We start from the raw sequence: 22,447 nt of genomic DNA on the forward strand, positions 1-22,447 counted from the left end.
AAAAATGAAAAATATAATATATATAATAGTATTCGCATTCTTTATTAGTTTAAGTAGTTGCAGTATAGATAACGTTGAACCTAAAAACGTGTTACTGGAAAGCAATGCAATCACCAATGAAACTACCGCACTAGGTATATTAAATAGAATATATAATTCTGGTCTCAGAAATAGTATATATGGAAGAGATATTGGCGGTGGTGCTGGTGTCGCAATAGTTGAAAATATATCATTATCTAGTCTGGAAATAGAACTACTAACACCTTCAACATCGTTTACTGCATTTAACACAAACAATGTTTTAAATAATGAGGGTTTACTTCAGCAAGTATATGTAGATCTATATTTTAATATTAACCTATCTAATTATTTTATTGAGTTAGTAGAGCGTGGTGATGCTAATGTAAATGATTCAAGAAAAAATGAATTATTAGCAGAAGCTAAATTTTTTAGAGGTTTATCTCACTTTTCCCTACTACGCATCTTCGGTCAATTTTATGATGTAAACTCGCCATTAGGCGTTGTTGTAAGTACGCAACCCATTAGAAGTAATACCTCATTTCCAAGAAACAGTGTACAAGAAACTTATGATGCCATTATTGCCGACTTACAATTTTCTGCAGATAATGCCCCTACAGGTAGAGCTCATTATTATGTAAGTGCTACTACTGCACAAGCTTTATTAGCAAAGGTTCAATTAAACATGGGCGATTATACTAATGCAGCTCTAAATGCCCAAGCCGTTATAAGCAATACAGATGGATACCTACTTGAGCCTACTTACTCAGGTGTATTTAATGATAGATGGGGAGCAGAAACCTTACTTGCTGCATATGTAGATATTGATATTGAAGGTGCGCAAGCACACAACTTCGGAAGAAACACTTTTGGACCATCTACATTATTCCGCACTTTAGCGGATGAGCAAGATGGCCTGAATAGTGATGGAAGTACTGATAATGCAACGGGTTATGACCCAAGATATTCTTTAGGTTTTTATTTAGATCCAGCAAACCCAACTATTTTAATTGGTAAATATCCATTTGATGGTACATTTGCTGGAGGTGAAGGAAATGCTATAAAGACATTACGTATGGCAGAAATCTATTTAATATATGCAGAAGCAGAAGCAAGACGAGATGGAGGATCTTTAGCTAATGCTTTAGCTCGAGTAAACGAAATTAGAAATAGAGCTGGAGCAAGTGTAACTCCAAGAGTATTGTCAGACAAAGCAACTTTATTAGAAGATATAAGAATAGAGAAAATGCTAGAATTATATTGCGAAACTGGAGAAAACTGGTATGATTTAGTTCGTTATGATAGATTGGGAGATATTGATGCAAGTGCATTAAAACCATCCATATCATCTGTAAATAAATTAATTTTCCCTATTCCTAATGCTGCAATAATAGGAAATACGGAATTGGTTCCAAACCCATAATATTAAATTTTTAAAAAAATCAACTCTTAGTAATGTAAGAGTTGATTTTTTTTTAACTAAGCTATTTTAAATAGCCTAGTAATTTTTATCGCTTACATCTTTTAGGGAGTTATTCTACAATTATCTTTTAACTAGATTTTAACAATAGTTACTAAGGGTATTTCTTCTATTTCTACACTTATTGTATATAACATGCACACCAAATGAAAAAAATAATTGCATTACTAGTTTTAAGTTTAACCATAATTAGCTGTAATACATCCTCCAAGAAACAAGATTTATCTTATGCGTATACAGGTGTAAATTGGGATAAATATGAAGGGCACACTGTAGAAATTTCAGTTTTGGATAGTACTGTTGCACGTGTACATGCTGTAACAGAGACAGTATTCATAAAAAATGGCGCCTTCAAAATAGCTGATACATTAAAACAAATACGAAATGCCTATTTCGGATTATATACCCCTAAAGGAGATTTTGTATACAAACAAGAATTTATTTTAGAACCTGGGAGTCTAGAATTTAATCTAAAAGAAGGCAACGAAAAATCAACAATATCTGGAGGTAAATACAATGATATTATCTACACTTCATTTCTTTCTAATACAGACTACAACTTAAAGAATAAAACATTTTCTGATTATAGCAAAACACTTACTCAAGAAAGTTTTCAGGTAGATAGTGTAAGACAGAAATACAGTAAGCTATCCAAAATAGTACAAGATTTAAAAAAGGAGCATTATCTAAATATTTATAACAACAAAACAGATTCTATAACTAGTTTATTAGCATTTAGTAAACTTGGTTATACAGATGAAATAGAACAATTTTTAGATGTACTAGAGAAACAGTTCGGAAAAGGTAATCCGGAAATTTATTTAGCACGCAACACATATAAAATGATTCGTAAAAGTAAAACGATGACAAAAAGTGTAGGTGTAGGCAGTGTTATTAAAGATTTCTCTTCTAAAAATTTAAAAGGAAAAACATTTAAACTTTCTAATGTTTTAAAAGAAAACAAATACGTAGGAGGCTCAGAAGAAGCTTTTGTAAAACTAGACGAATTATTAAATTAAAAATAAAAAATATGAAAAACACATTTATAGTAATTGCATTAGCTCTAATGAGTCTATCATGTCAAAATAAAGAGGCAAAGACCATTAATTATAATATTCTATCCGGAAATATAGGTAGTACTAAAGGGGGTGAATTAAATATCAGTTCATTAAATGGGTTTAAAAAAACCATAAATGTTACGGATACAGGATTTTTTTCGGATACTCTTTTTATTCCCGAAAACGGCTTATATAATATACGTTTTGAACAAGTTAGGTTTGCTCCATACTTGTCTAAAGGTGGTAACGTTCAGTTAAATGTTGATGCAAAAAAACCTGCAAGCACATTAAAATTATCTGGAGATAATATTGCATTAAATAGTTATTTCGCATATAAAGCTAGTAAGAACTCAGAATTCATGATGAATAGAGAAACTAGTTATAATGTAGACGAAAGCGACTTCGAAATTAAAATAAATAATTTCAGCAAAGACTTAGAACAGCATTTAGAAGCAGTAAAGGATATTCCAGAAGGCATTAAAGTTAAAGAGTTGCGGGCTATCAATTTTGGAAGGTTGGCTAAAAAAAGCAATTACGAATTTATGTATGGCCACCTTAATAAAAATAGAGATTTTAAAGCATCTGATGCTTTTAAAGGAGAGCTATCTAAGATTTCTTTTGATAATGGAGACGACTATTTGTATTCTTCAGATTACCAACAAATGGTAAGCAACAATATTAGAGAAAAAGCATTTAATTATTATGAAAAGGACTCTCTGCCTTATCCAGAAGCCGAAGCCCAGGCAATTACTGAAATTAATAATGAAACAATAAGAAATGTAGAGCTGTATAAAAGTTTCTCCATGCAGTTAACCAGGTCTTCAGACAAGGAAACAGATTTAAACAAATTTTTAAGCGCCTCTACTAATGAGGCTCATAAAACAAGCATAAAAGAATTGTTTGAATCTTTAAAAGTCTTGGATAAAGGGCAACCTTCTCCGAAATTTGAGAATTTTGAAAATTATGCAGGAGGAACAACTTCTTTAGATGATTTAAAAGGGAAATATGTATATATAGATGTTTGGGCTACTTGGTGTGGGCCTTGTAAAGCTGAAATTCCTTTTTTGAAAAAAATTGAAAAACAATACCATGGAAAAAATATACATTTTGTAAGCCTTTCTGCAGATAAACAAAAAGATAAAGACAAATGGAAAAAAATGATTGCAGATAAGGAATTAGGCGGTATTCAATTAATATCGGACAACGACTTTAACACGCCATTTGTTAACGATTACAAGATCATGGGAATCCCTCAATTTATCCTTTTAGATCCAGAGGGTAATATAGTAAGAGCGAATGCTCCTAGACCTTCAGATGCTAAACTGATAGAATTATTTGATAAATTAAAAATTTAATTAAAGAACCAACTTTTTATTTATAACAGAAGCGCCAGTTTAAGGTGACTTATAATAAGATATTTATGACTCTAAAAAAACAAATTAAGACTACTATATTTTTGCTTTCAGTTGCAATTACGGTACAGTCTGTGAGTGCTCAAAAAAGCAACTCTAAGTTCACGAAAGTGCAAGAATTAGGTGGTATTCAAGAGTATTTATACCAACCGAATGGAATGAATTTATTATTGGTGCAAGATAATTCTGCACCAGTAGTAACAGTTCAAATTGTTTATCGTGTAGGTTCTAAGCATGAAGTACCTGGAAATACAGGTTCCACTCATTTACTGGAGCATCTAAACTTTAAAGGAACTCCTACTTTTAATAAACGAAAAGGAAATTCTATTTTTGGTGTGTTACAAGGTATGGGTGCTGAAATGAATGCCACTACATGGTATGACAGAACAAACTACTACGAAACTATTCCGAGTGATAAAATTGAAACGGCGCTGCATATAGAATCTGATAGAATGCGTAATTCGTTATTACTAAAAGAAGATAAAGACGCTGAAATGACCGTAGTTCGAAATGAATTTGAACGTGGCGAGAATAATCCCAACAGTTTATTAAGCAAGGAAATTTGGGCAACTGCTTATATGGCACATCCTTATCATCACAATACAATTGGGTGGCGTTCTGATATTGAAAATATGCCAATTGAAGTGCTAAGAAAATTTTACAATACCTACTATTGGCCAGACAATGCCACTTTAACTATTATTGGTGATTTTCAAAAAGAGAACCTATTTGATCTAGTTGATAAATATTTTTCTAAAATCACTAAGGCACCACACGATATGCCTCAGCCGTATACGACGGAGCCAGAACAATTTGGAGCCAGAAGAATTACAATCAATAAACCAGGGCAACAAGCCATAGTTTCAATAGCTTATAAAATTCCAGGACGATTGGATAATGACTACCCAGCTTTAAATGTTTTAAGTGAAATCTTAGGAAGCGGTACATCATCAGTTATTAATAAAACATTTGTTGATAATGGAATTGCTCTTTTTGGATATACTAGTGCGTCTGACTTTAAAGAAGTAGGGTTATTTAATATTTCATTAGGCTTTACAGCAGATAAGAACCACCAAGACATTAATTCACAAATGTTAGCAATGGTTGAAAAAGTAAAAAAAGAGGGTGTACAACAATCAGATATAGATAGAATTGTAGCTAAACTAAATGCTGAAACGATTTTATCTAGAGATGGTTCTGGTACTATTGCAAGCCAACTTAACGAAGCAATTGCTGGTGGTGACTGGAAAGATTATATCACTGGAATTGAAAGATTAAGTAAAGTAACTGCTGAAGATGTAAAACGTGTAGCTAATACTTATTTAAAGGACGACCAGAGTACCACAGGTTATTTTGTACCACAAGTTCCTGGTTCAAATCAACAAAATGGAGCAAGTGCGTCGAATTTTACGGATAGTAACAATAAATATTTTTACAGAACACCAGAGGTAGAAGCACATGATTTTGATTCAAATTCTCAAAATGTATCTTCTAATTTGAGTAATGCAGAAACTACATCTGCTTATGAAACAATTGAAGTTTCGGCAAAAGGAGATAAATTCGAAAGAAAACAAGTAGCTGGAATTGATGTGATTACTGCTAAAACTGGAGCGCAGGATTTTGTGACCGTAAGTGCAAGTTTTCCAATAGGAAGTTATTTGAACTCTAAAGGAAATGAAACTGTACCAGGTTTGACTACGCAAATGTTAAGCAAAGGAACCACAAAGAATGACAAGTTTAAATTTTCTGAGAAATTAGAGAAGCTTGGTGTTTCAATTAACGTTAATGCATCAACTTATAAGGTTTCTATTGGGTTCAAATGTCTAAAGAAGGATGTTGCTACAGTTATGGCCTTATTATCTGAGGAACTTAGAAATCCATTGTTTGATGCCAAAGAGTTTGAACTTTTGAAAGATCAATATAAAAACAGCTTAAAACAAGCCATGACAGATCCAGGAACTCAAGGTTCAATAGCTCTTTCACAAGCACTTTATCCTGTAGGTCATCCAAATTATAGTACAAGTATAGAAGAAACTATTAAAAACATAGAAGCAGTTACTATTGAAGATTTAAAACGCTTCCATAAAACTTATTTTGGTCCAGCAGGGATGCATTTAGTGGCAGTAGGTGATGTAGACACAAAGGAAATCTACTCATCTGTTAGCAATGCTTTTAAAGGTTGGAAAGGTGGCGTAATAGATAAAGCTACTTTTAAAGAGGCAACTAAGGCTAATGCTTTGACAAAAGTGGTGACAATACCGCAAAAACCAAGTGCTCAAATGTATATTGGTCAATATACTGGTATTGAAAGAAAAGACAAAGATTTCATGCCGTTTTATATAGGAACAAATATTTTAGGTGGTGGTTTCTCAGGAAGATTAATGCAAACAGTAAGAGATCGTGATGGTCTAACTTATGGAATTAATGCAAGTCATTCAGGACATACAAATACTGGTGGTTATTGGAATATTGGAGCAACTTTTAATCCAACATTGTTCCAAAAAGGATTAGATGCAACGATGGTAGAAGTTAAAAATTGGGTTAATAATGGTGTTACAGAACAGGAATTAGCTGATAATAAAACCAACCTTACTGGGAGTTTTAAAGTAGGATTATCTACAACTGGTGGTTTAGCAGGAGCTTTGTTAAGTTTTGTTGAACGTGGTTTAGAACCGAGTTATATCGACCAATATTCAAAAGATATTGAAGCGGTAACGCTGCAACAAGTAAATTCTGTAATCAAAAAGTATATTGATTTAGATAAATTAATAATTATAAAAGCAGGTTCATTAAATGAAAATGGTCAGCCTTTACAATAAAATCCCTCATCTTTCTCAGTACGTCTTGCCATGTAAATATTTTGAATTAGTTAATCAAAAAAAAAAAGAGGAAGATGAAAAAAGTGTTATTCATTCGAATAACACTTTTAAAAATAAAAAACAACTTAAAATTAACACTATGAAAAAAGTTATTCTACTACTTGCCTTATTTGTTTTTGCAATAGGTAATTCTCAAATTTTAGAGCCCGTAAAATGGTCCACAAAAGTGGTTAAAATATCAAAAACAGAATATGAATTGATTGCTACGGCAACAGTTGATGCTAACTGGCATTTGTATTCTCAAACAGTACCAGAAGGAGGTCCTATCGCTACTGCTTTTTCTTTTAAAAGTAGTGCTAATTACTTGAAAAAAGGGAATACAAAAGAGGAAGAAGGGCATACAGTTAATGATCCGATTTTTAAAATGAAAATAAAATATTTCAGTAACAAAGCTTCGTTTAAGCAACGCATTCAATTGAAAAACAAGGCACCATTTAAAGTAAATGGGGTAGTTGAGTTTATGGTTTGTGATGATACTAGATGTTTGCCACCGACAGAAGTAGATTTAGTTTTCAATATAAAATAATAGAATTAAAGTGTTCAAAATGAAAAAACTTATTTTTTTATTCTCGTTACTGTACATCACATTTGGTAGTGCCCAAGTTGTTAACCCTGTAAAATGGGCTACTTCTGTTGAGAAATTGGCAGAGGGGAAGTACAAATTAATTGCAAAAGCTAGCATAGAACCGGGTTGGCATTTGTATTCTCAAAATGTTCCTGATAATGGTCCTATAGCTACTACTTTCATGTTTGATGACGCTGATGGCGCTTTTAAACTCAAAGGAAATACCACTGAAGAAGAAGGGCATAAAGTGGATGATCCTATCTTTGGAATGGAAATTAAGTTTTTCGAAAAAACGGCAACTTTTGAGCAAATAGTAGAAGTAGCTGGCGATAAAGCAACCTTAAATGCTACCGTTGAATTTATGGTATGTGATGACTCTCGATGCTTGCCGCCAACCGAAGTTGATTTGCAGTTTAATCTTTTTGATAAAAACACTTCGCCTAAAGTGGCTAGCTCTAATACACAGAAAGATTCAGCAATTTCAAATACTTCCGATTCAAAATCAAGCTCTAAAAATGGACTTTGGGGCATATTCTTTATCGCTTTCTTTTCAGGATTTGCGGCTTTGTTAACTCCGTGTGTGTTTCCTATGATTCCTATGACGGTAAGTTTCTTTACCAAGCAAAGTAAAACAAAAGCAGCAGGCATAAAAAATGCTATTATATATGGATTATCAATTATTGTAATTTATGTGTTATTAGGCATTTTGGTTAGTTTAATATTTGGAGCAGATGCTTTAAATGCCTTATCTACCAATGTATGGTTTAATATTATATTTTTCATATTGTTATTAGTTTTTGCTACATCATTTTTAGGTGCTTTCGAAATTATGTTACCAAATTCTTGGGCAAACAAAGTAGATTCTCAAGCAGATAGGGGAGGTTTAATTGGTATATTTTTTATGGCATTAGCACTGGCTATTGTTTCATTTTCTTGTACGGGTCCTATTGTTGGAACCTTACTTGTTGAGGCTGCAGCAGGCGGAAGTCAAGTAGGACCAATTATAGGTATGCTTGGGTTTTCATTAGCCATAGCCTTACCATTTGCTTTATTTGCTGCTTTTCCTGGGTGGTTAAATTCTCTTCCAAAATCTGGAGGTTGGTTAAACACAGTTAAAGTAGTTTTAGGCTTTTTAGAATTAGCATTAGCATTTAAGTTTTTATCAAATGCAGATTTGGTTTTACAATTACATTGGTTAGAACGCGAAGTTTTTATCGCTATTTGGATTGCCATATTTGGAGCTTTAGCTTTTTATCTTTTCGGAAAAATACAATTACCACACGATTCGCCATTAACTCATATTTCTGTAGGTAGATTAGGTTTAGGTTTATTGGTTATGTCGTTTACAATATATATGATTCCTGGTCTTTGGGGAGCTCCACTTAATTTTATAAGTGCATTTCCGCCTCCACAGCATTATAGTGAATCGCCTTATGGTGTTGGGTTTACACAATTGGGATCTGCTTCAGCCAATCATGAAACAATTCCAGAAGGTGCGCATTTAATGCCTCCGCATGATATATTGGCTTTCAATGATTATGATAAAGGTTTAGCATACGCAAAAAAAGTTGGTAAGCCTGTAATGATAGATTTTACGGGGCATGCCTGTGTAAATTGTAGAAAAATGGAGCAAAATGTTTGGGTAAAACCGCATGTTTTAGAAAAGCTTAAAAACGATGTTATCCTAATTTCTTTATATGTCGATGATAAGCGGCCATTGTTGGAAAGTGAAGTTGTAGACTCTAAACTTAAACCTGGTAAGAAGTTAAAGTATATAGGGCAGAAGTGGAGCGAATTACAAACCATAAAATATAAAGCTAATACGCAACCGATGTATGTACTCATGGATCATAATGAAGAGAATTTGATTGATCCCGTAGCATATACTCCAGATATAGAAGAATACAATACTTGGTTAAAAAAGGGTATATCAAATTTTAAAAAATAGATAATTCCTAATTCCTAACTAATATCAACTAAAAAATAATTTGAGTTTAAAATCTTATGATTAAGTCTGAAACAAAAGAAGCAATATCAAATTCAAACCCATCGCGTTTAGAAACTTATTTTAAGAGCTTTAGGGATAATATTATAGGTAATAATCAAGAATTTGAATCACCTTATGGAAAGCAAAAAGTTTTATATGCAGATTGGACAGCCAGTGGCAGATTGTATAGACCCATTGAAGAAAAACTGCTTAATGAAATAGGTCCTTATGTTGCCAATACGCATACAGAAACATCAATTACAGGTAGTGTGATGACACATGCATATCACGAGGCAAGAAACATTATAAAAAATCACGTAAATGCTTCAAAAGACGATGTTTTAATTACAGTTGGAACAGGAATGACAGGTGCTATCAATAAGTTTCAGCGTATTTTAGGCATCAAGGTTAATGAAAACTTAAAAAGCCATACACAAGTTCCAGAAGAATTAAGACCTATTATTTTTGTGTCTCACATGGAACACCATTCCAACCAGACTTCGTGGTTAGAAACAATTGCAAGAGTAAAAGTGATTCCCTCCAACGAACATGGGCTCCCTTGTTCAAAAAGCTTAGAAAAACTGATTGACGAGCACAAGGATTGTCCGATAAAAATTGCAGCTATTACAGGCTGTTCCAACGTAACGGGTATTCAAACAAACTATTACGAAGTGGCAAAAATCATGCATCAAAACAATGGATTATGCTTTGTTGATTTTGCGTGTTCTGCACCTTACGTAAATATAGACATGCATCCGGATAATGAAGAAGAATATTTAGATGCAATTACCTTTTCTCCACATAAATTCTTGGGAGGACCAGGGACTTCAGGTGTGTTAATATTCAACAAGAAATTATATAAGAATGTAGTACCCGATAATCCTGGAGGCGGCACCGTAAGTTATACAAACCCATGGGGCGACCATGATTATATAGATGACATAGAAACTCGTGAGGATGGGGGTACACCGGGTTTTCTTCAGGCAATTAGAATAGCACTTTCTATTAAATTGAAAGAAGAAATGGGTGTGCAAAATATTTTAGACAGAGAACATGAATTAATTGCTTTAATTTTTGAAAGACTTAAAAACATTAAAAACCTAAGAATATTAGCTCCAGAACACACCAACAGATTAGGTGTGTTTTCATTCTATATTGAAAGTGCACATTACAATTTAATCGTAAAATTGTTAAATGATAGGTTTGGTGTGCAAACTCGTGGTGGTTGTTCTTGTGCGGGTACTTACGGGCATTATCTTTTAAAAGTAGATGAACCCACTTCAAAATCTATTGAAAAGAAAATTCTAGAAGGTTGTTTGGTAGAACGCCCAGGCTGGATACGTATGTCAATACACCCAACTATGACGAATGCCGAAGTTGAATTTATTTGTGATGCCGTTGAATTAGTTGCTAAAAATTTTAATACTTGGGGTAAAGATTACGGCTATGAAACTTCAAAAAACGAATATATTCATCATTCTAACTTAGATACAGAAAGTGAAATTATAAAAAATTGGTTTAAGCCCTAAATTTAATTTGTATCTTTATATAATTAAAAGCAAATAAATTTTGCCTTTAAATAGTTCTTTTTGATTTTAGTGTGCAATTCGGTGAATCATATTAAATTAAGAGTGTTTAAAATGCTGAAAAACAATTAGTTACAGATTGTTAAAAAATCCTGTCATCCCGACAACAAACCTAATTTAGACTTTATTGAAAAACGCTGTTAATTTTATAATTAGCAGCGTTTTTTATTTGATTTCGTGCTATTTTGAAACTATTTTGTTGAAATTAATGGCTTAGCGAATAAAGTGATTTATTATTTAAACCAATCCTCAATAATTTTACGTTCTGTATTTAAGTTAGAATGGTGTATATATTCGTTTTTTGAAACATCATAGGCGTAATCTTTACTCCAATAAAGGTGGTTCGCAGCAACCTTTTTAATAGCTTCGCATATAAATTCTACCTCACTATTCGTCATAGTTGGGTGTATAGACATCCGTATCCAACCTGGGCGCTCTACCAAGCAACCTTCCAGAATTTTCTTTTCTATTGATTTTGAAGTAGACTCATCTACATTCAGAAGATAATGCCCGTAAGTCCCTGCACAAGAGCACCCTCCACGGGTTTGTACCCCAAATTGGTCGTTTAATAATTTTACGATTAAATTGTAATGGGCATTTTCAATATAGAATGAAAATATCCCCAATCTATTTGTGGATTCTGGAGCTAATATTTTGAGGTTCTCAATGTTTTTAAGTCTTTCAAATATAATAGCATTCAATTCATGTTCTCTATCTAATATGTTTTGCATACCCATTTCTTCTTTCAACTTAATGGAAAGTGCAATTTTAATGGCTTGCAGAAAACCGGGTGTGCCACCATCTTCTCGGGTTTCAATATCATCAATATAATCGTGGTCGCCCCAAGGGTTGGTATAGCTTACCGTACCACCTCCAGGATTATCGGGTACTAAATTTTTATATAATTTTTTATTGAACACTAATACGCCTGAAGTACCAGGGCCACCCAAAAATTTATGCGGTGAAAAGGTAATGGCATCTAAATATTCTTCTTCATTTTCAGGATGCATGTCTATGCTGAGATAAGGTGCAGAACAGGCAAAATCAACAAAGCACAAACCATTGTTTTGATGCATAATTTTGGCTATCTCGTGGTAAGGTGTGCGAATGCCTGTTACGTTGGAACAGCCTGTAATAGCAGCAATTTTTATAGGGCAATTTTTATGGTCTTGAATCAGTTGTTCTAAACTATCAAGACAAGGTAAACCCTCTGCATTTGATGGGATGACCTTAACCTTTGCAATAGTTTCCAACCAAGATGTTTGGTTGGAGTGGTGCTCCATATGCGACACAAAAATAATAGGACATTTATCCTCTGGAACTTGGGTGTGTTCTTTTAAATTCTCATTTAATTTAATTCCCAAAATGCGCTGAAACTTGTTAATGGCGCCCGTCATTCCGGTGCCAACCGTAATTAAAACATCATCTTTTGAGGCATTCACATGTTTTTTTATAATGCTTCTGGCATCGTGATACGCATGCGTCATCACACTACCTGTTATAGAGGTCTCTGTGTGTGTGTTGGCTACAAAAGGCCCAATATCATTTAAAAGTTTATCTTCTATAGGTCTGTATAATCGGCCACTTGCGGTCCAATCGGCATAAATAATTTTTTTCTTTCCGTAAGGCGATTCAAATTCCGTGTCAATGCCAACAATATGCTGTCTGAACGGTGCAAAATAGGATTCAAGAGAAGACGTGTTTTCTTCTGAATTTGAAGCGTTTTTTTTTAATAAATTACTAACGAAGCCCATAATATGAATTGGTTTTTAAAAAGCCCTTTTGTGTTGAAAAAAGGGCTCCGAAAAGTTAAATTTGATGGCTAACTTATTCTTTTTCAAACTTCTTAACGCCGGTTTGAAGCCATGAAAGGTATTCCTCAACATTTGGTGTATAGCCTACAGGATCGAGTAAATTGTTTTCATTATGATCCATTAGTACATAAAACGGTTGCGAGTTAGCTTTGTATTTTAAGGTTTGCAATTCACTCCATTTTTGACCAATATACTTCAGTTTTTTTCCTGGTTTTAACTTGGACTCTGTGATTTCATTAGCCTCTAGAGGGCGTTTATCATCTACATACAAGGAAATTAAAACCACATCGTTTTTAAGGATGTTTAAAACTTCTGGCTTAGGCCACACGTTTTGCTCCATTTTTCTGCAGTTTACACAAGCCCAACCAGTAAAATCAATCATGACAGGTTTGCCCACTTTTTTAGCGTAAGCCAATCCTTTATCATAATCGTTAAACGCTAAAATATCGTGTGGTGCTAATAAATGCGCGCCATCTGGCAGCCCTTCATGCGTTTCTAAAGCAGAGGCTGTTCCTAATTTTGAATACCCGACACCATACGGTGATTCGCTATATTCTAAAGGTGGTGGGAAGGCGCTTATTAAATTTAATGGTGCGCCCCAAAGTCCTGGAATCATGTAAATTGTGAATGATAATACAACAAGTCCTAAACTTAAACGTCCCACAGATATATGTGTTAATGGAGAGTCATGCGGAAGCTGTATTTTTCCGAAAAGGTAAAATGCCAATGCTCCAAAAATGGCAATCCAAATGGCTAAAAATACTTCGCGTTCTAATAAATGTGCTTGTAATACTAAATCGGCTTGTGATAAAAACTTGAATGCTAAGGCTAATTCTAAAAACCCAAGAACCACTTTTACCGTATTTAACCAACCACCAGATTTTGGTAATGAGTTTAACCAACCCGGAAATGCTGCAAATAAAGCAAAAGGTAAAGCGATGGCTAATGAAAAACCTAACATGCCAATAATGGGCGCCAAACCACCTTTTGATGCTGCTTCCACTAATAGGGTTCCTACAATAGGCCCTGTGCATGAAAAAGATACAATGGCTAAGGCCAATGCCATGAAAAAGATGCCTATAAGGCCGCCGCGGTCTGCTTGTGAATCTACTTTATTGGCCCATGAATTGGGTAGCATAATCTCGAATGCTCCTAAAAAGGAAACTGCGAAAACTACTAAAATTATAAAGAAAACAATGTTGAACCACACGTTGGTTGCCAGTGCGTTTAAAGCATCGGCACCAAAAATACCTGTTACTGCCGTTCCTAAAAGCACATAAATAACGATGATACAAATACCGTAAATGATGGCGTTTTTTATTCCAACGGCTTTGTTTTTACTTTGTTTAGTGAAGAAACTCACCGTCATGGGAATCATGGGGAACACGCAAGGTGTTAATAAAGCTGCAAATCCTGATAAAAAAGCGATGAAGAAGATGGACCAAAGGCCTTCTTGTGAATATTCCTTTTTTGTAGGTTGCTCACCATTTTCAACAACCTCGATACTGTTTACGCTGGCTTTATCGGTTGATAGATTAAAAACCAAATCAACTTCGGTTGGTGGTAAGCAACGGGAATCGTCGCATACCATAAACTCAACCACACCATGAATGCTGGTTAGGCCATCTTCTACTTTTACTTTTTGTTTGAAGGTCGCTGTGTTTTCAAAAAACTTAATCTCCATGCCAAAAACAGGGTCATCTACCGTGTGACCTTCGTCTTCTGAAGTGTTTCCTGAAGTTTTAAATTGTCCTGCGCTATCATCATACGTAAATGTTGTTGGGATGGGCCCATCTTCTGGAACGTTTTGTGAATATAAATGCCAACCTGTTTCAATGGTTGCTTTTGTGATTAAAACATACTCGGTGTCCGATTGTTTTTCAACGGATGTTGTCCATTTTACGGGGTCTAGAATTTGGGCGTTTCCTAACGTAATGGAAAATAAGGTTAGTATGAGGATTAACTGTTTCATTTAGGTCTAATTTGTAGTCTTTTTTTCTATTAAATAAAATGTACTTCTATTGTAATAGCGAAACTAACTAAAATAGATGTTTTTTACGGAAAACGAATGCGCTTTTAACAAGAAAATATGATGTTTTTAACATGGGGTTTTAAATAAAACGAGTAGCTTGCTTACTTTATCAGATTAATTATTTTGTAACCTTTTTGGATAATTTGATTATTACTTTCAGATAAAATGAAAAGTGGGGATCTTTGATTTTGTTTTAAAATTTTCAAAAGGGCATGTCATTTTGTAATAAAATGAACATTTTTCGCATCTAATCCCTTAAAAAGGTATGTAATCGATAAGTAGTTAATTTCATGATGAAAAGCCTGATATGCCATATGATTTAATTTTAAATTTGTTAATATTGTAACTCTCAAAAAAAGCATGGAATGAACAAGAGTTTTTGTCTTATAATTTTAAGTTTTTATAGCAATTTTATTTTTGGTCAGTTTACTAATCTTAAGTTCGAAAACCTTAATACAGATAAAGGGTTATCTAGTAGCACGTGTTTAGAAGTGTTTCAAGATAGCCAGGGTTATTTGTGGTTTGGAACTATTGACGGCCTTAATAAATACAATGGGTACGAATTTGAGATATTTAGACCCATTTTAAAGGATACCACATCTATTAGTAATAATAGAATTAACACGATTCAAGAAGATAAACAGGGTAACCTTTGGATAGGAACCAATAACGGATTAAATTTTTTTAATACGAATACCAAGATCTTTAAACACGTTATTCTCTATAACGAGCCTGTAAAATCGTTGAACCCAAAGAAAATTATAAACACCCTTTTTTATGATAAGGAAGAAAACGAACTGTGGGTAGGTACCAGTAGTGGTTTAGTTAAATTAATTTTAAATAAAAACACAAGCGATCTTTCAAACTTAAAAACGAAGCAGTATGCTTTTAAATTTAATAATTTAAATAGCCTGGATAATGATAATGTTAATTCGATTGAAAAAGATGAAGACGGTTCTATTTGGGTTGGGACTAATGGACAACATTTAAATAAATACAACGCCAATACAGACCTGTTTCAAAGGGTTTTAATAAAAAATAAAATTCCTTATGAATTTAATCACATCCCTAAACGTCTTTTTATAGATTCAGATAATGATTTTTGGATTGGGAACGATGCGTCAAATATTGTTTTATGGAATAGAGGAACGAACACCTTTAAACATATTTCTGTAACAAAAAAAAGTGTTCCTTTTTACACCTTGTATCAAGATTCTTTAGGTTTGGTGTGGATTGTGACAGACGGCGCTGGGATTTTTATTTATGATAAAGTAAATGATATAGTACGCAATATAGTAAACGATCCTTCAGACCCATTTTCACTTCCTGGGAACCAAGTGTCTGATGTTATTGAAGATAAAGACGGCATTTTTTGGTTAGCAACCTATGATGAAGGTATATGTAAATTAGATATAACTAAGTCAAATTTTGGGCATTACTACTACAAAAAAGGAACGGAAAATGGTTTAAATGAGAAAAAAGTACAATCTGTACTGCAAGATTCTAAAGGACGTATATGGATAGGAGCTTATAATGGTGGTTTAAACTTGTTTGATGAAAAAGACAAGACTTTTAAGTCTTTTGGTCATAACCCAAATAACCCGAAGTCTTTGAGTTCTAATAGAATGATGTATACGTTTGAAGGTGCCGACGGAGATATTTGGGTGTGTACTTTAGATGGTGGCTTAAATAAATTCAATCCAGAATCCTATACCAGTCAACGTTTTTTTCATAATGAGTCTGATGATTCAACGATTGGTCAAAATTCTGTCTGGACGGGTGTTGAGGATAAAAAAGGGAGAGTTTGGTTAGGCCTAAGAGATGAGGGGTTAGATTTATTTGACGTAAAGAATAATAAGTTCCATCATTATAAAATAGGAAATAGTAATACTGAAGGCTTATTAAGTAATTTTGTTTTTTCGTTATTTATTGATTCCAAGGAAAGGCTTTTAGTAGGGACATCTTTAGGTTTAAACTATATTAATCTTAAAGATTTAAGAAAGGAGTTTCCTGAAGAAATTAAATTTAATGATGTTAATATAGATGGTATTACAGGAAACCGAATAAACTACATTGAAGAAGATCATTTACATAATATTTGGTTAGGTACCGATATAGGTATCTATAAATTAGACTCAAACCTTAATTTAATAAAATCTTATTTCACACAAGATGGCTTACCTAATAATTTAGTTACAGGAATAAAAGAAGATTTAGGTCATAATTTTTGGATTACAACACGAAGTGGTTTGTCCTTTTTAAACCCTTCTTCCAATCAATTTAAAAATTTTAATACACACGATGGTATTCAAGGTCTGGAATACCAAAGTAAATCGATAGAACGCACCAAGGATGGACGTATTATTGCAGGAGGTATTAATGGATTTAATATTTTCAACCCCAATGACATTGCTATTACGTCATCAATAAAGCTGCATCCTAAAATTGCTGGGTTAAAAATTAATAACAAATACATTTATGTTAACGATAAAATAAATAGCAATTTTACTTTAGATAAGCCAATTTCTGAAGTGGAAAATATTGTTTTAAATTATGATCAATCTAATTTATCCTTCGATTTTATTGCACTCCATTATCAAAACCAGGAGCAAGTTAAATATGCTTATAAAATGGAAGGTCTTAACGACCAATATATTGATGCTGGATCGAATAGAATTGTAAACTATTCCAGTTTGCCACCAGGTTCGTATACCTTTAAAGTGAAGGCTTCGGCAGTTGGCGATTGGGATCATGCTCCAGAATCTAGCGTGAGCATTACAATAAAATCACCACCATGGAAAACGTGGAGCGCTTACACTGTTTATTTTGTAATATCCATTGTGTTGTTGTACTATTTACAGAAGTACTATACCAATAGGGTTAAAGGTGAAAAGGAACGCGAATTCGACCAAATGAAGTTGGAGTTTTTTATAAATGTTTCACACGAATTTAGAACGCCATTAACCTTGATATTAAATCCTTTAGAGAAGTTAATGACGGGTATTAATGATGCTGAAGTTGTTAAAACATCGGCCACGTCTATCCAACGTAGTGCGAGACGTTTATTGTACCTGGTTAATCAATTACTAGATTATAGAAAAATGGAAGTTGGTATGGCGCCGCTTCAATTACAAAAGGGAGACATAGTTAAATTTAGTGACGATATTTTCGCTCTTTTTAAGGGAGTGGCTTCTAAGAAAGGGATTGATTATGTCTTTACCTCTGCCACTAATGAATTGTTTTCGTTTTTTGACTTTGATAAAATTGAAAAAATACTAACCAACTTAATCTCAAATGCCATAAAGTTTACTGAAAGTGGTGGTGAAATTAAGGTCTCAATTAATAAATACACAGAAAAGAATAAAAAGTTAAGTTTCCTTACCCAAGATAGTAGGAAATTAGAAAGTTATATTGAAATAGTTGTAGAAGATACCGGTATTGGTCTTGACAAAGAACAACTTAAAAAAATATTTTCACGTTTTTATAATGTCGATCCTAATAAAACGGGTACAGGTATTGGTCTTAATTATACCAAAGGTTTGGTGGAAATTCATGGAGGTGAAATTTTTGTTGAAAGCCAGTTTGGTAAAGGGACTAAATTCGTGGTTAGAATTCCGTTTAATAAAACGGCGGAATCCAGTGTTATTACAACAGTGAAGGATGAATTTTTGATAAACTCAATGAAATCTGTGGAGTATGATATGCTTATATCTGATGCGACTCAAGATTATGATGAGAAGGAAGATGCATCCAACAAAGGTAATTTGCCAAAATTATTGATAGTAGAAGATAATAAAGAGCTAAGGGATCATTTAAAAAATGAACTGAAAGGGCGCTATAAAATCATTGAAGCAGTAAATGGAGAAGATGGTCTGGAAAAAGTTTTAAAATACTATCCAGATATAGTGGTTAGTGATGTTATGATGCCAAAAATGGATGGTTTCGAATTATGTAAAAAAGTAAAATCGGAGTTTGAAACCTGTCACATTCCTGTTATTCTATTAACGGCACGGGCATTAGAAGAAGATAGAGTAGAAGGTTACAATACGGGTGCCGATGGCTATTTAGGAAAGCCTTTTAATATGAATGTTTTAAAGGCTAGAATTGGTAATTTACTAGAATCCAAACGCATTATTAGAGAGAAATTCTCCAAATTAGGGGCTGTTATTACTCCAAATGAAGTGACGAGTAACTCTATAGATGAAGCTTTTCTTGAAAAAACAACCAAAGTAATTTTAGATAATATTAGTGATATCGATTTTAAATTGGAGCATTTATTAAAAGAAATAGGCATTGGTAGATCTCAGTTTTATAGAAAAATACAATCTATAACAGGGCAAAATCCAAGTAATTTTATACGGACTATTAGGTTGAAATATGCTTCAGATTTGTTACTAAAAGGGGCTTATACCATTAAGGAAGTTACCCACATGTCAGGGTTTAATTCCGCGGCATATTTTGGTAAAACATTCCGTGAATTGTATGATATGACGCCAAGTGAATATGTGGAACATAATAAGGTCGATGAGTCTTAAAAATTAGAAATATAAGGGTGTGTCTTGTCTGTTAAGCACAAATGGGCATTGATTTATTTTAAATGGTTCATGGTTTATACAAAACCAATTCAAGTATTTTTATAATTGTAGTATAGGTTATATTTTGTAAGTATCTTACTAAATGTATATGTTTCAATTATAAAAAGTTACAGCATGAAGGTTTTTAAAATTATTTTATCAAGTGTTTTAGTTTCTTTCCTTTTAATGAATTGTGGTAAAGGAAAAAATGAATCGACTAAAGCAAATTCAGAAAGTGTACTCGATCAAAATGTTGTTAAGATAAAACGCGTTTTAAAGTCTTTGGATAGTGCCGATCGTTTCGCTAGAAATATTCCCAAGGGACAACAGCACTGGAAAACCGTAGGTGTTAAAGATTGGTGTAGTGGTTTCTGGCCAGGTGTTTTATGGTATGCTTATGAGCATTCAGGAAACGATTCTATAAAAAAAGCAGCCGAAAAATTTACAGCACCCATAAAAACAATTGCTTTTTCTCCAGCAGAAGATCATGATATTGGGTTTATGGTGTACTGCAGTTATGGTAATGGCTATAGATTAACAGGAAATGAAGCTTATAAAGAGGTGATGTTGGCTGCGGCCGATACCTTAGCCACTTTATACAACCCCATAGTAGGTGCCATTCAGTCTTGGCCTTCAAAAAAAAATAAATACCCACACAACACCATCATTGATAATATGATGAATTTGGAGTTGTTATTTTGGGCTTCCAAAAATGGTGGTGATAAAAGCCTTTATGACCTTGCTAAACGTCATGCCGAAGTAACCATGAAACATATTGTGAGACCAGATAGCGCCGTGTATCATTTAGGTGAATTTAATGATAAAACAGGTGCGTTTATTAAAGGCCATACACACCAAGGTTATGCCGATGAGTCTATGTGGGCTCGAGGGCAAACCTGGGGCATTTATGGTTTTGCAGTCGCTTATAGAGAAACGGGTGAACAGGCGTTTTTAGATACGTCTATCAAATTGGCCGACCATTTTTTAAACAGGTTACCAGAAGATGGTATTCCTTTTTGGGATTTTGACGATCCACGTATCCCGAACGCCCCTAAAGATGCCTCTGCAGCTGCTATTGCGGCTTGTGGTATGTTTGAAATTGCTAATATAATTTCAGATGAAAAGTTAAAAGCTAAATACAATAATGCCGCTAAAAAATTCGTAGAAATTCTTTCTTCTGATACTTATTTAAGTGGAAAGGCTAATGATGCTTTATTGTTGCATTCAACAGGACACCATCCTAAAGGTTCAGAAATTGATGTGCCTATTATCTATGCCGATTATTATTTTATGGAAGCATTATTGCGACTAGAAAAACTGGAGGCATCCACTAGTAATATTGGTAAAAGTCACTAAAAGATAAGATACTATGAGACATTTTAGAATCTTACTGTGTGCATGTGCTTTATTAATCACGCCTCAATTTTTTTACGGACAAACCATTCCATATAGCATAGGGAGAATTGTAGTGAGTTCTGATGGGAATGAACACGATCATGACGATTGGGCAGCAACGCCCTTTACATTAGCTCTATTGGCTGCTCAAAACTTGCAAGATAGCCTAACGGTTTACACCTTTAGTGATCATATTTGGGGGAGTAATCACAATAAAAGTGATGGTAAAAAGCAAATGCTTATAAGTGCTTTAGAGGGCAAAAAGATATTTCAATTTAAAAAATCTAATTTTATTGAAGCGGTTCAAGATTCCACGAAAGCCATAAACGCTATAACTGCCGAGATTGATAAATCCAGTAAAAGCAATCCTTTAACTATTATTGCAGCAGGCCCTATGCAGGTTGTTGGAAGTGCTATTCATCATGCCGATGCGACTAAACTGAAATTCGTCCGTATTATTTCGCATTCAAACTGGAATGATAGACATTCTGATAAACCATATGAATGGGAACAGCATTCCGGTTGGACTTGGGATGAAATCAAAGAAAAATTTGAATCCAAAGGATTGATTGTAGACAGAATAGTCGATCAAAATGGAGGTGAAGATTATGAAGGAATGAAAGCACCTAGACATATGTTCGATTGGATTAAAACATCACCCATTCGTAATGGTTCTTCAGAAACTCAAAAACAATTGGATTGGCTTTATGAAAGACAACTTACTTGCATCAAAAAAGGAGATTTTGACCCTTCAGATGCTGGTATGATTATCTATTTACTCACAGGTAAACAAAAAACCAACCCATATGATGCTAAAACGATTATTGAAAACCGTTTTTGATTAGTGATTTTAATTACTTTTAGTAGACAACATGTTCAACTAAACCAAATTTTAAATGAAAAAAACACGAATAATGCATCTGCTTATAGTGTTACTATCGATGTCTTTAATTTACTGTAAAGCATCAAAATCTATAGAGACTAGACCTGTTGTAATTCTAAATAAAGGTGTTGGTGGTAACACAACCGCCGATTTATTAAAAAGATTACAAGTAGATGTTATAGATGAAAAACCAGATTTGGTAATACTCATGATAGGTACTAACGATATGTTGAATTCAAGAAAAATGATTTCTTACGAGACTTATAAATCGAATTTAACCCGCATTGTAAATACGATCAAAAAGAATAAATCTGAAGTTTTATTAATGGGGTCTCCCACAGTAGATAGTGTGTATTTATTTGAAAGACACGACAAGAATTTGTTTAAAGAAACTCCCAATAAAAAAATTGATACGGCCATTGACATGGTGAAACAAGTAGCCATCGAACAAAACGTGCTGTTTTTTAATTTAAATCAATCCTTTAAGACTAAAGAGTTACCCAAACATAATGAAGATTTATACATTAGAAATCCTAAGAACAGTAATGCGAAAGATGGGGTGCACCCAACGCCTTTAGGCTATAAATTTATAGCGGAAGAACTTTATAACTTCCTTTCCAAAGAAGGTCTAGTCCATAAATATACTAAAATAATTTGCTTTGGCGATTCCATTACAAAAGGTTCTGGTGCAAAAGGAGGAGGGACTGTAACGGGAGAAAACTATCCGTCCTTTTTAAATAAAATGATTAATAATTTAAATTAAT

General features: G+C 33.6%; 13 protein-coding genes. 11 read left to right on the plus strand and 2 right to left on the minus strand.

Translation table 11 applies throughout. The features are described from left to right. Nucleotides 1-4: 4 nt before the first annotated feature. From Q5N74_RS05095 to Q5N74_RS05125, 7 genes are all read left to right on the plus strand, one after another. On the plus strand, nucleotides 5-1,441 hold the full coding sequence (locus Q5N74_RS05095; protein ID WP_304387649.1) for a RagB/SusD family nutrient uptake outer membrane protein: 1,437 nt from the start codon (nucleotides 5-7) through the stop codon (nucleotides 1,439-1,441). A gap of 203 nt (nucleotides 1,442-1,644) precedes the next feature. Continuing rightward, nucleotides 1,645-2,517, plus strand: coding sequence for a DUF4369 domain-containing protein (locus Q5N74_RS05100; RefSeq protein ID WP_304387650.1), 873 nt, complete (start codon nucleotides 1,645-1,647; stop codon nucleotides 2,515-2,517). Between the two features lie 11 nt (nucleotides 2,518-2,528). Further along, on the plus strand, nucleotides 2,529-3,911 hold the full coding sequence (locus Q5N74_RS05105) for a TlpA disulfide reductase family protein (protein WP_304387651.1): 1,383 nt from the start codon (nucleotides 2,529-2,531) through the stop codon (nucleotides 3,909-3,911). Nucleotides 3,912-3,976: 65 nt separating this feature from the next. Next, nucleotides 3,977-6,787 carry a pitrilysin family protein gene (locus tag Q5N74_RS05110; RefSeq protein ID WP_304387652.1) on the plus strand — a complete coding sequence of 937 codons (2,811 nt, stop codon included), beginning with the start codon at nucleotides 3,977-3,979 and terminating at the stop codon, nucleotides 6,785-6,787. Nucleotides 6,788-6,926: 139 nt separating this feature from the next. After that, nucleotides 6,927-7,373 (plus strand): protein-disulfide reductase DsbD domain-containing protein, encoded by a 447-nt coding sequence (locus Q5N74_RS05115; protein WP_304387653.1) that lies wholly within the window; start codon nucleotides 6,927-6,929, stop codon nucleotides 7,371-7,373. A 19-nt stretch (nucleotides 7,374-7,392) separates the two neighbouring features. Continuing rightward, a complete protein-coding gene (locus Q5N74_RS05120) occupies nucleotides 7,393-9,360 on the plus strand; it encodes a cytochrome c biogenesis protein CcdA (protein WP_304387654.1) in 1,968 nt (655 codons plus the stop codon). A gap of 56 nt (nucleotides 9,361-9,416) precedes the next feature. Beyond that, the gene (locus Q5N74_RS05125) at nucleotides 9,417-10,928 is read left to right on the plus strand and encodes an aminotransferase class V-fold PLP-dependent enzyme (RefSeq protein WP_304387655.1); all 1,512 of its coding nucleotides are present in this window, start codon (nucleotides 9,417-9,419) and stop codon (nucleotides 10,926-10,928) included. Between the two features lie 290 nt (nucleotides 10,929-11,218). On the opposite strand, the gene Q5N74_RS05130 is transcribed toward Q5N74_RS05125, so the two are convergent. Both Q5N74_RS05130 and Q5N74_RS05135 read right to left on the minus strand, forming a co-directional pair. After that, a complete protein-coding gene (locus tag Q5N74_RS05130; RefSeq protein WP_304387656.1) occupies nucleotides 11,219-12,739 on the minus strand; it encodes an aminotransferase class V-fold PLP-dependent enzyme in 1,521 nt (506 codons plus the stop codon). 73 nt (nucleotides 12,740-12,812) lie between these two features. Then, nucleotides 12,813-14,771, minus strand: a complete 1,959-nt coding sequence (locus tag Q5N74_RS05135) for a cytochrome c biogenesis protein CcdA (protein WP_304387657.1) — start codon at nucleotides 14,769-14,771, stop codon at nucleotides 12,813-12,815. 425 nt (nucleotides 14,772-15,196) lie between these two features. Between Q5N74_RS05135 and Q5N74_RS05140 the strand changes: the two genes are divergently transcribed. From Q5N74_RS05140 to Q5N74_RS05155, 4 genes are all read left to right on the plus strand, one after another. Further along, a complete protein-coding gene (locus Q5N74_RS05140; protein WP_304387658.1) occupies nucleotides 15,197-19,366 on the plus strand; it encodes a two-component regulator propeller domain-containing protein in 4,170 nt (1,389 codons plus the stop codon). 174 nt (nucleotides 19,367-19,540) lie between these two features. Next, nucleotides 19,541-20,761 (plus strand): glycoside hydrolase family 88 protein, encoded by a 1,221-nt coding sequence (locus tag Q5N74_RS05145; RefSeq protein ID WP_304387659.1) that lies wholly within the window; start codon nucleotides 19,541-19,543, stop codon nucleotides 20,759-20,761. A gap of 13 nt (nucleotides 20,762-20,774) precedes the next feature. Continuing rightward, a complete protein-coding gene (locus Q5N74_RS05150; protein WP_304387660.1) occupies nucleotides 20,775-21,641 on the plus strand; it encodes a hypothetical protein in 867 nt (288 codons plus the stop codon). 55 nt (nucleotides 21,642-21,696) lie between these two features. After that, the gene (locus tag Q5N74_RS05155; RefSeq protein ID WP_304387661.1) at nucleotides 21,697-22,446 is read left to right on the plus strand and encodes a GDSL-type esterase/lipase family protein; all 750 of its coding nucleotides are present in this window, start codon (nucleotides 21,697-21,699) and stop codon (nucleotides 22,444-22,446) included. Nucleotide 22,447 lies beyond the last annotated feature (1 nt).

Source organism: Mariniflexile sp. AS56, from assembly GCF_030552475.1.
Classification (GTDB): Bacteria; Bacteroidota; Bacteroidia; order Flavobacteriales; family Flavobacteriaceae; genus Mariniflexile.

What these genes read in the sequence shown, in the direction of transcription:
- Q5N74_RS05095 (WP_304387649.1), top strand. Translation starts at nt 5, where the DNA reads ATGAAAAATATAATATATATAATAGTATTCGCATTCTTTATTAGTTTA.
- Q5N74_RS05100 (WP_304387650.1), top strand. Translation starts at nt 1,645, where the DNA reads ATGAAAAAAATAATTGCATTACTAGTTTTAAGTTTAACCATAATTAGC.
- Q5N74_RS05105 (WP_304387651.1), top strand. Translation starts at nt 2,529, where the DNA reads ATGAAAAACACATTTATAGTAATTGCATTAGCTCTAATGAGTCTATCA.
- Q5N74_RS05110 (WP_304387652.1), top strand. Translation starts at nt 3,977, where the DNA reads ATGACTCTAAAAAAACAAATTAAGACTACTATATTTTTGCTTTCAGTT.
- Q5N74_RS05115 (WP_304387653.1), top strand. Translation starts at nt 6,927, where the DNA reads ATGAAAAAAGTTATTCTACTACTTGCCTTATTTGTTTTTGCAATAGGT.
- Q5N74_RS05120 (WP_304387654.1), top strand. Translation starts at nt 7,393, where the DNA reads ATGAAAAAACTTATTTTTTTATTCTCGTTACTGTACATCACATTTGGT.
- Q5N74_RS05125 (WP_304387655.1), top strand. Translation starts at nt 9,417, where the DNA reads ATGATTAAGTCTGAAACAAAAGAAGCAATATCAAATTCAAACCCATCG.
- Q5N74_RS05130 (WP_304387656.1), bottom strand. Translation starts at nt 12,739, where the DNA reads ATGGGCTTCGTTAGTAATTTATTAAAAAAAAACGCTTCAAATTCAGAA.
- Q5N74_RS05135 (WP_304387657.1), bottom strand. Translation starts at nt 14,771, where the DNA reads ATGAAACAGTTAATCCTCATACTAACCTTATTTTCCATTACGTTAGGA.
- Q5N74_RS05140 (WP_304387658.1), top strand. Translation starts at nt 15,197, where the DNA reads ATGAACAAGAGTTTTTGTCTTATAATTTTAAGTTTTTATAGCAATTTT.
- Q5N74_RS05145 (WP_304387659.1), top strand. Translation starts at nt 19,541, where the DNA reads ATGAAGGTTTTTAAAATTATTTTATCAAGTGTTTTAGTTTCTTTCCTT.
- Q5N74_RS05150 (WP_304387660.1), top strand. Translation starts at nt 20,775, where the DNA reads ATGAGACATTTTAGAATCTTACTGTGTGCATGTGCTTTATTAATCACG.
- Q5N74_RS05155 (WP_304387661.1), top strand. Translation starts at nt 21,697, where the DNA reads ATGAAAAAAACACGAATAATGCATCTGCTTATAGTGTTACTATCGATG.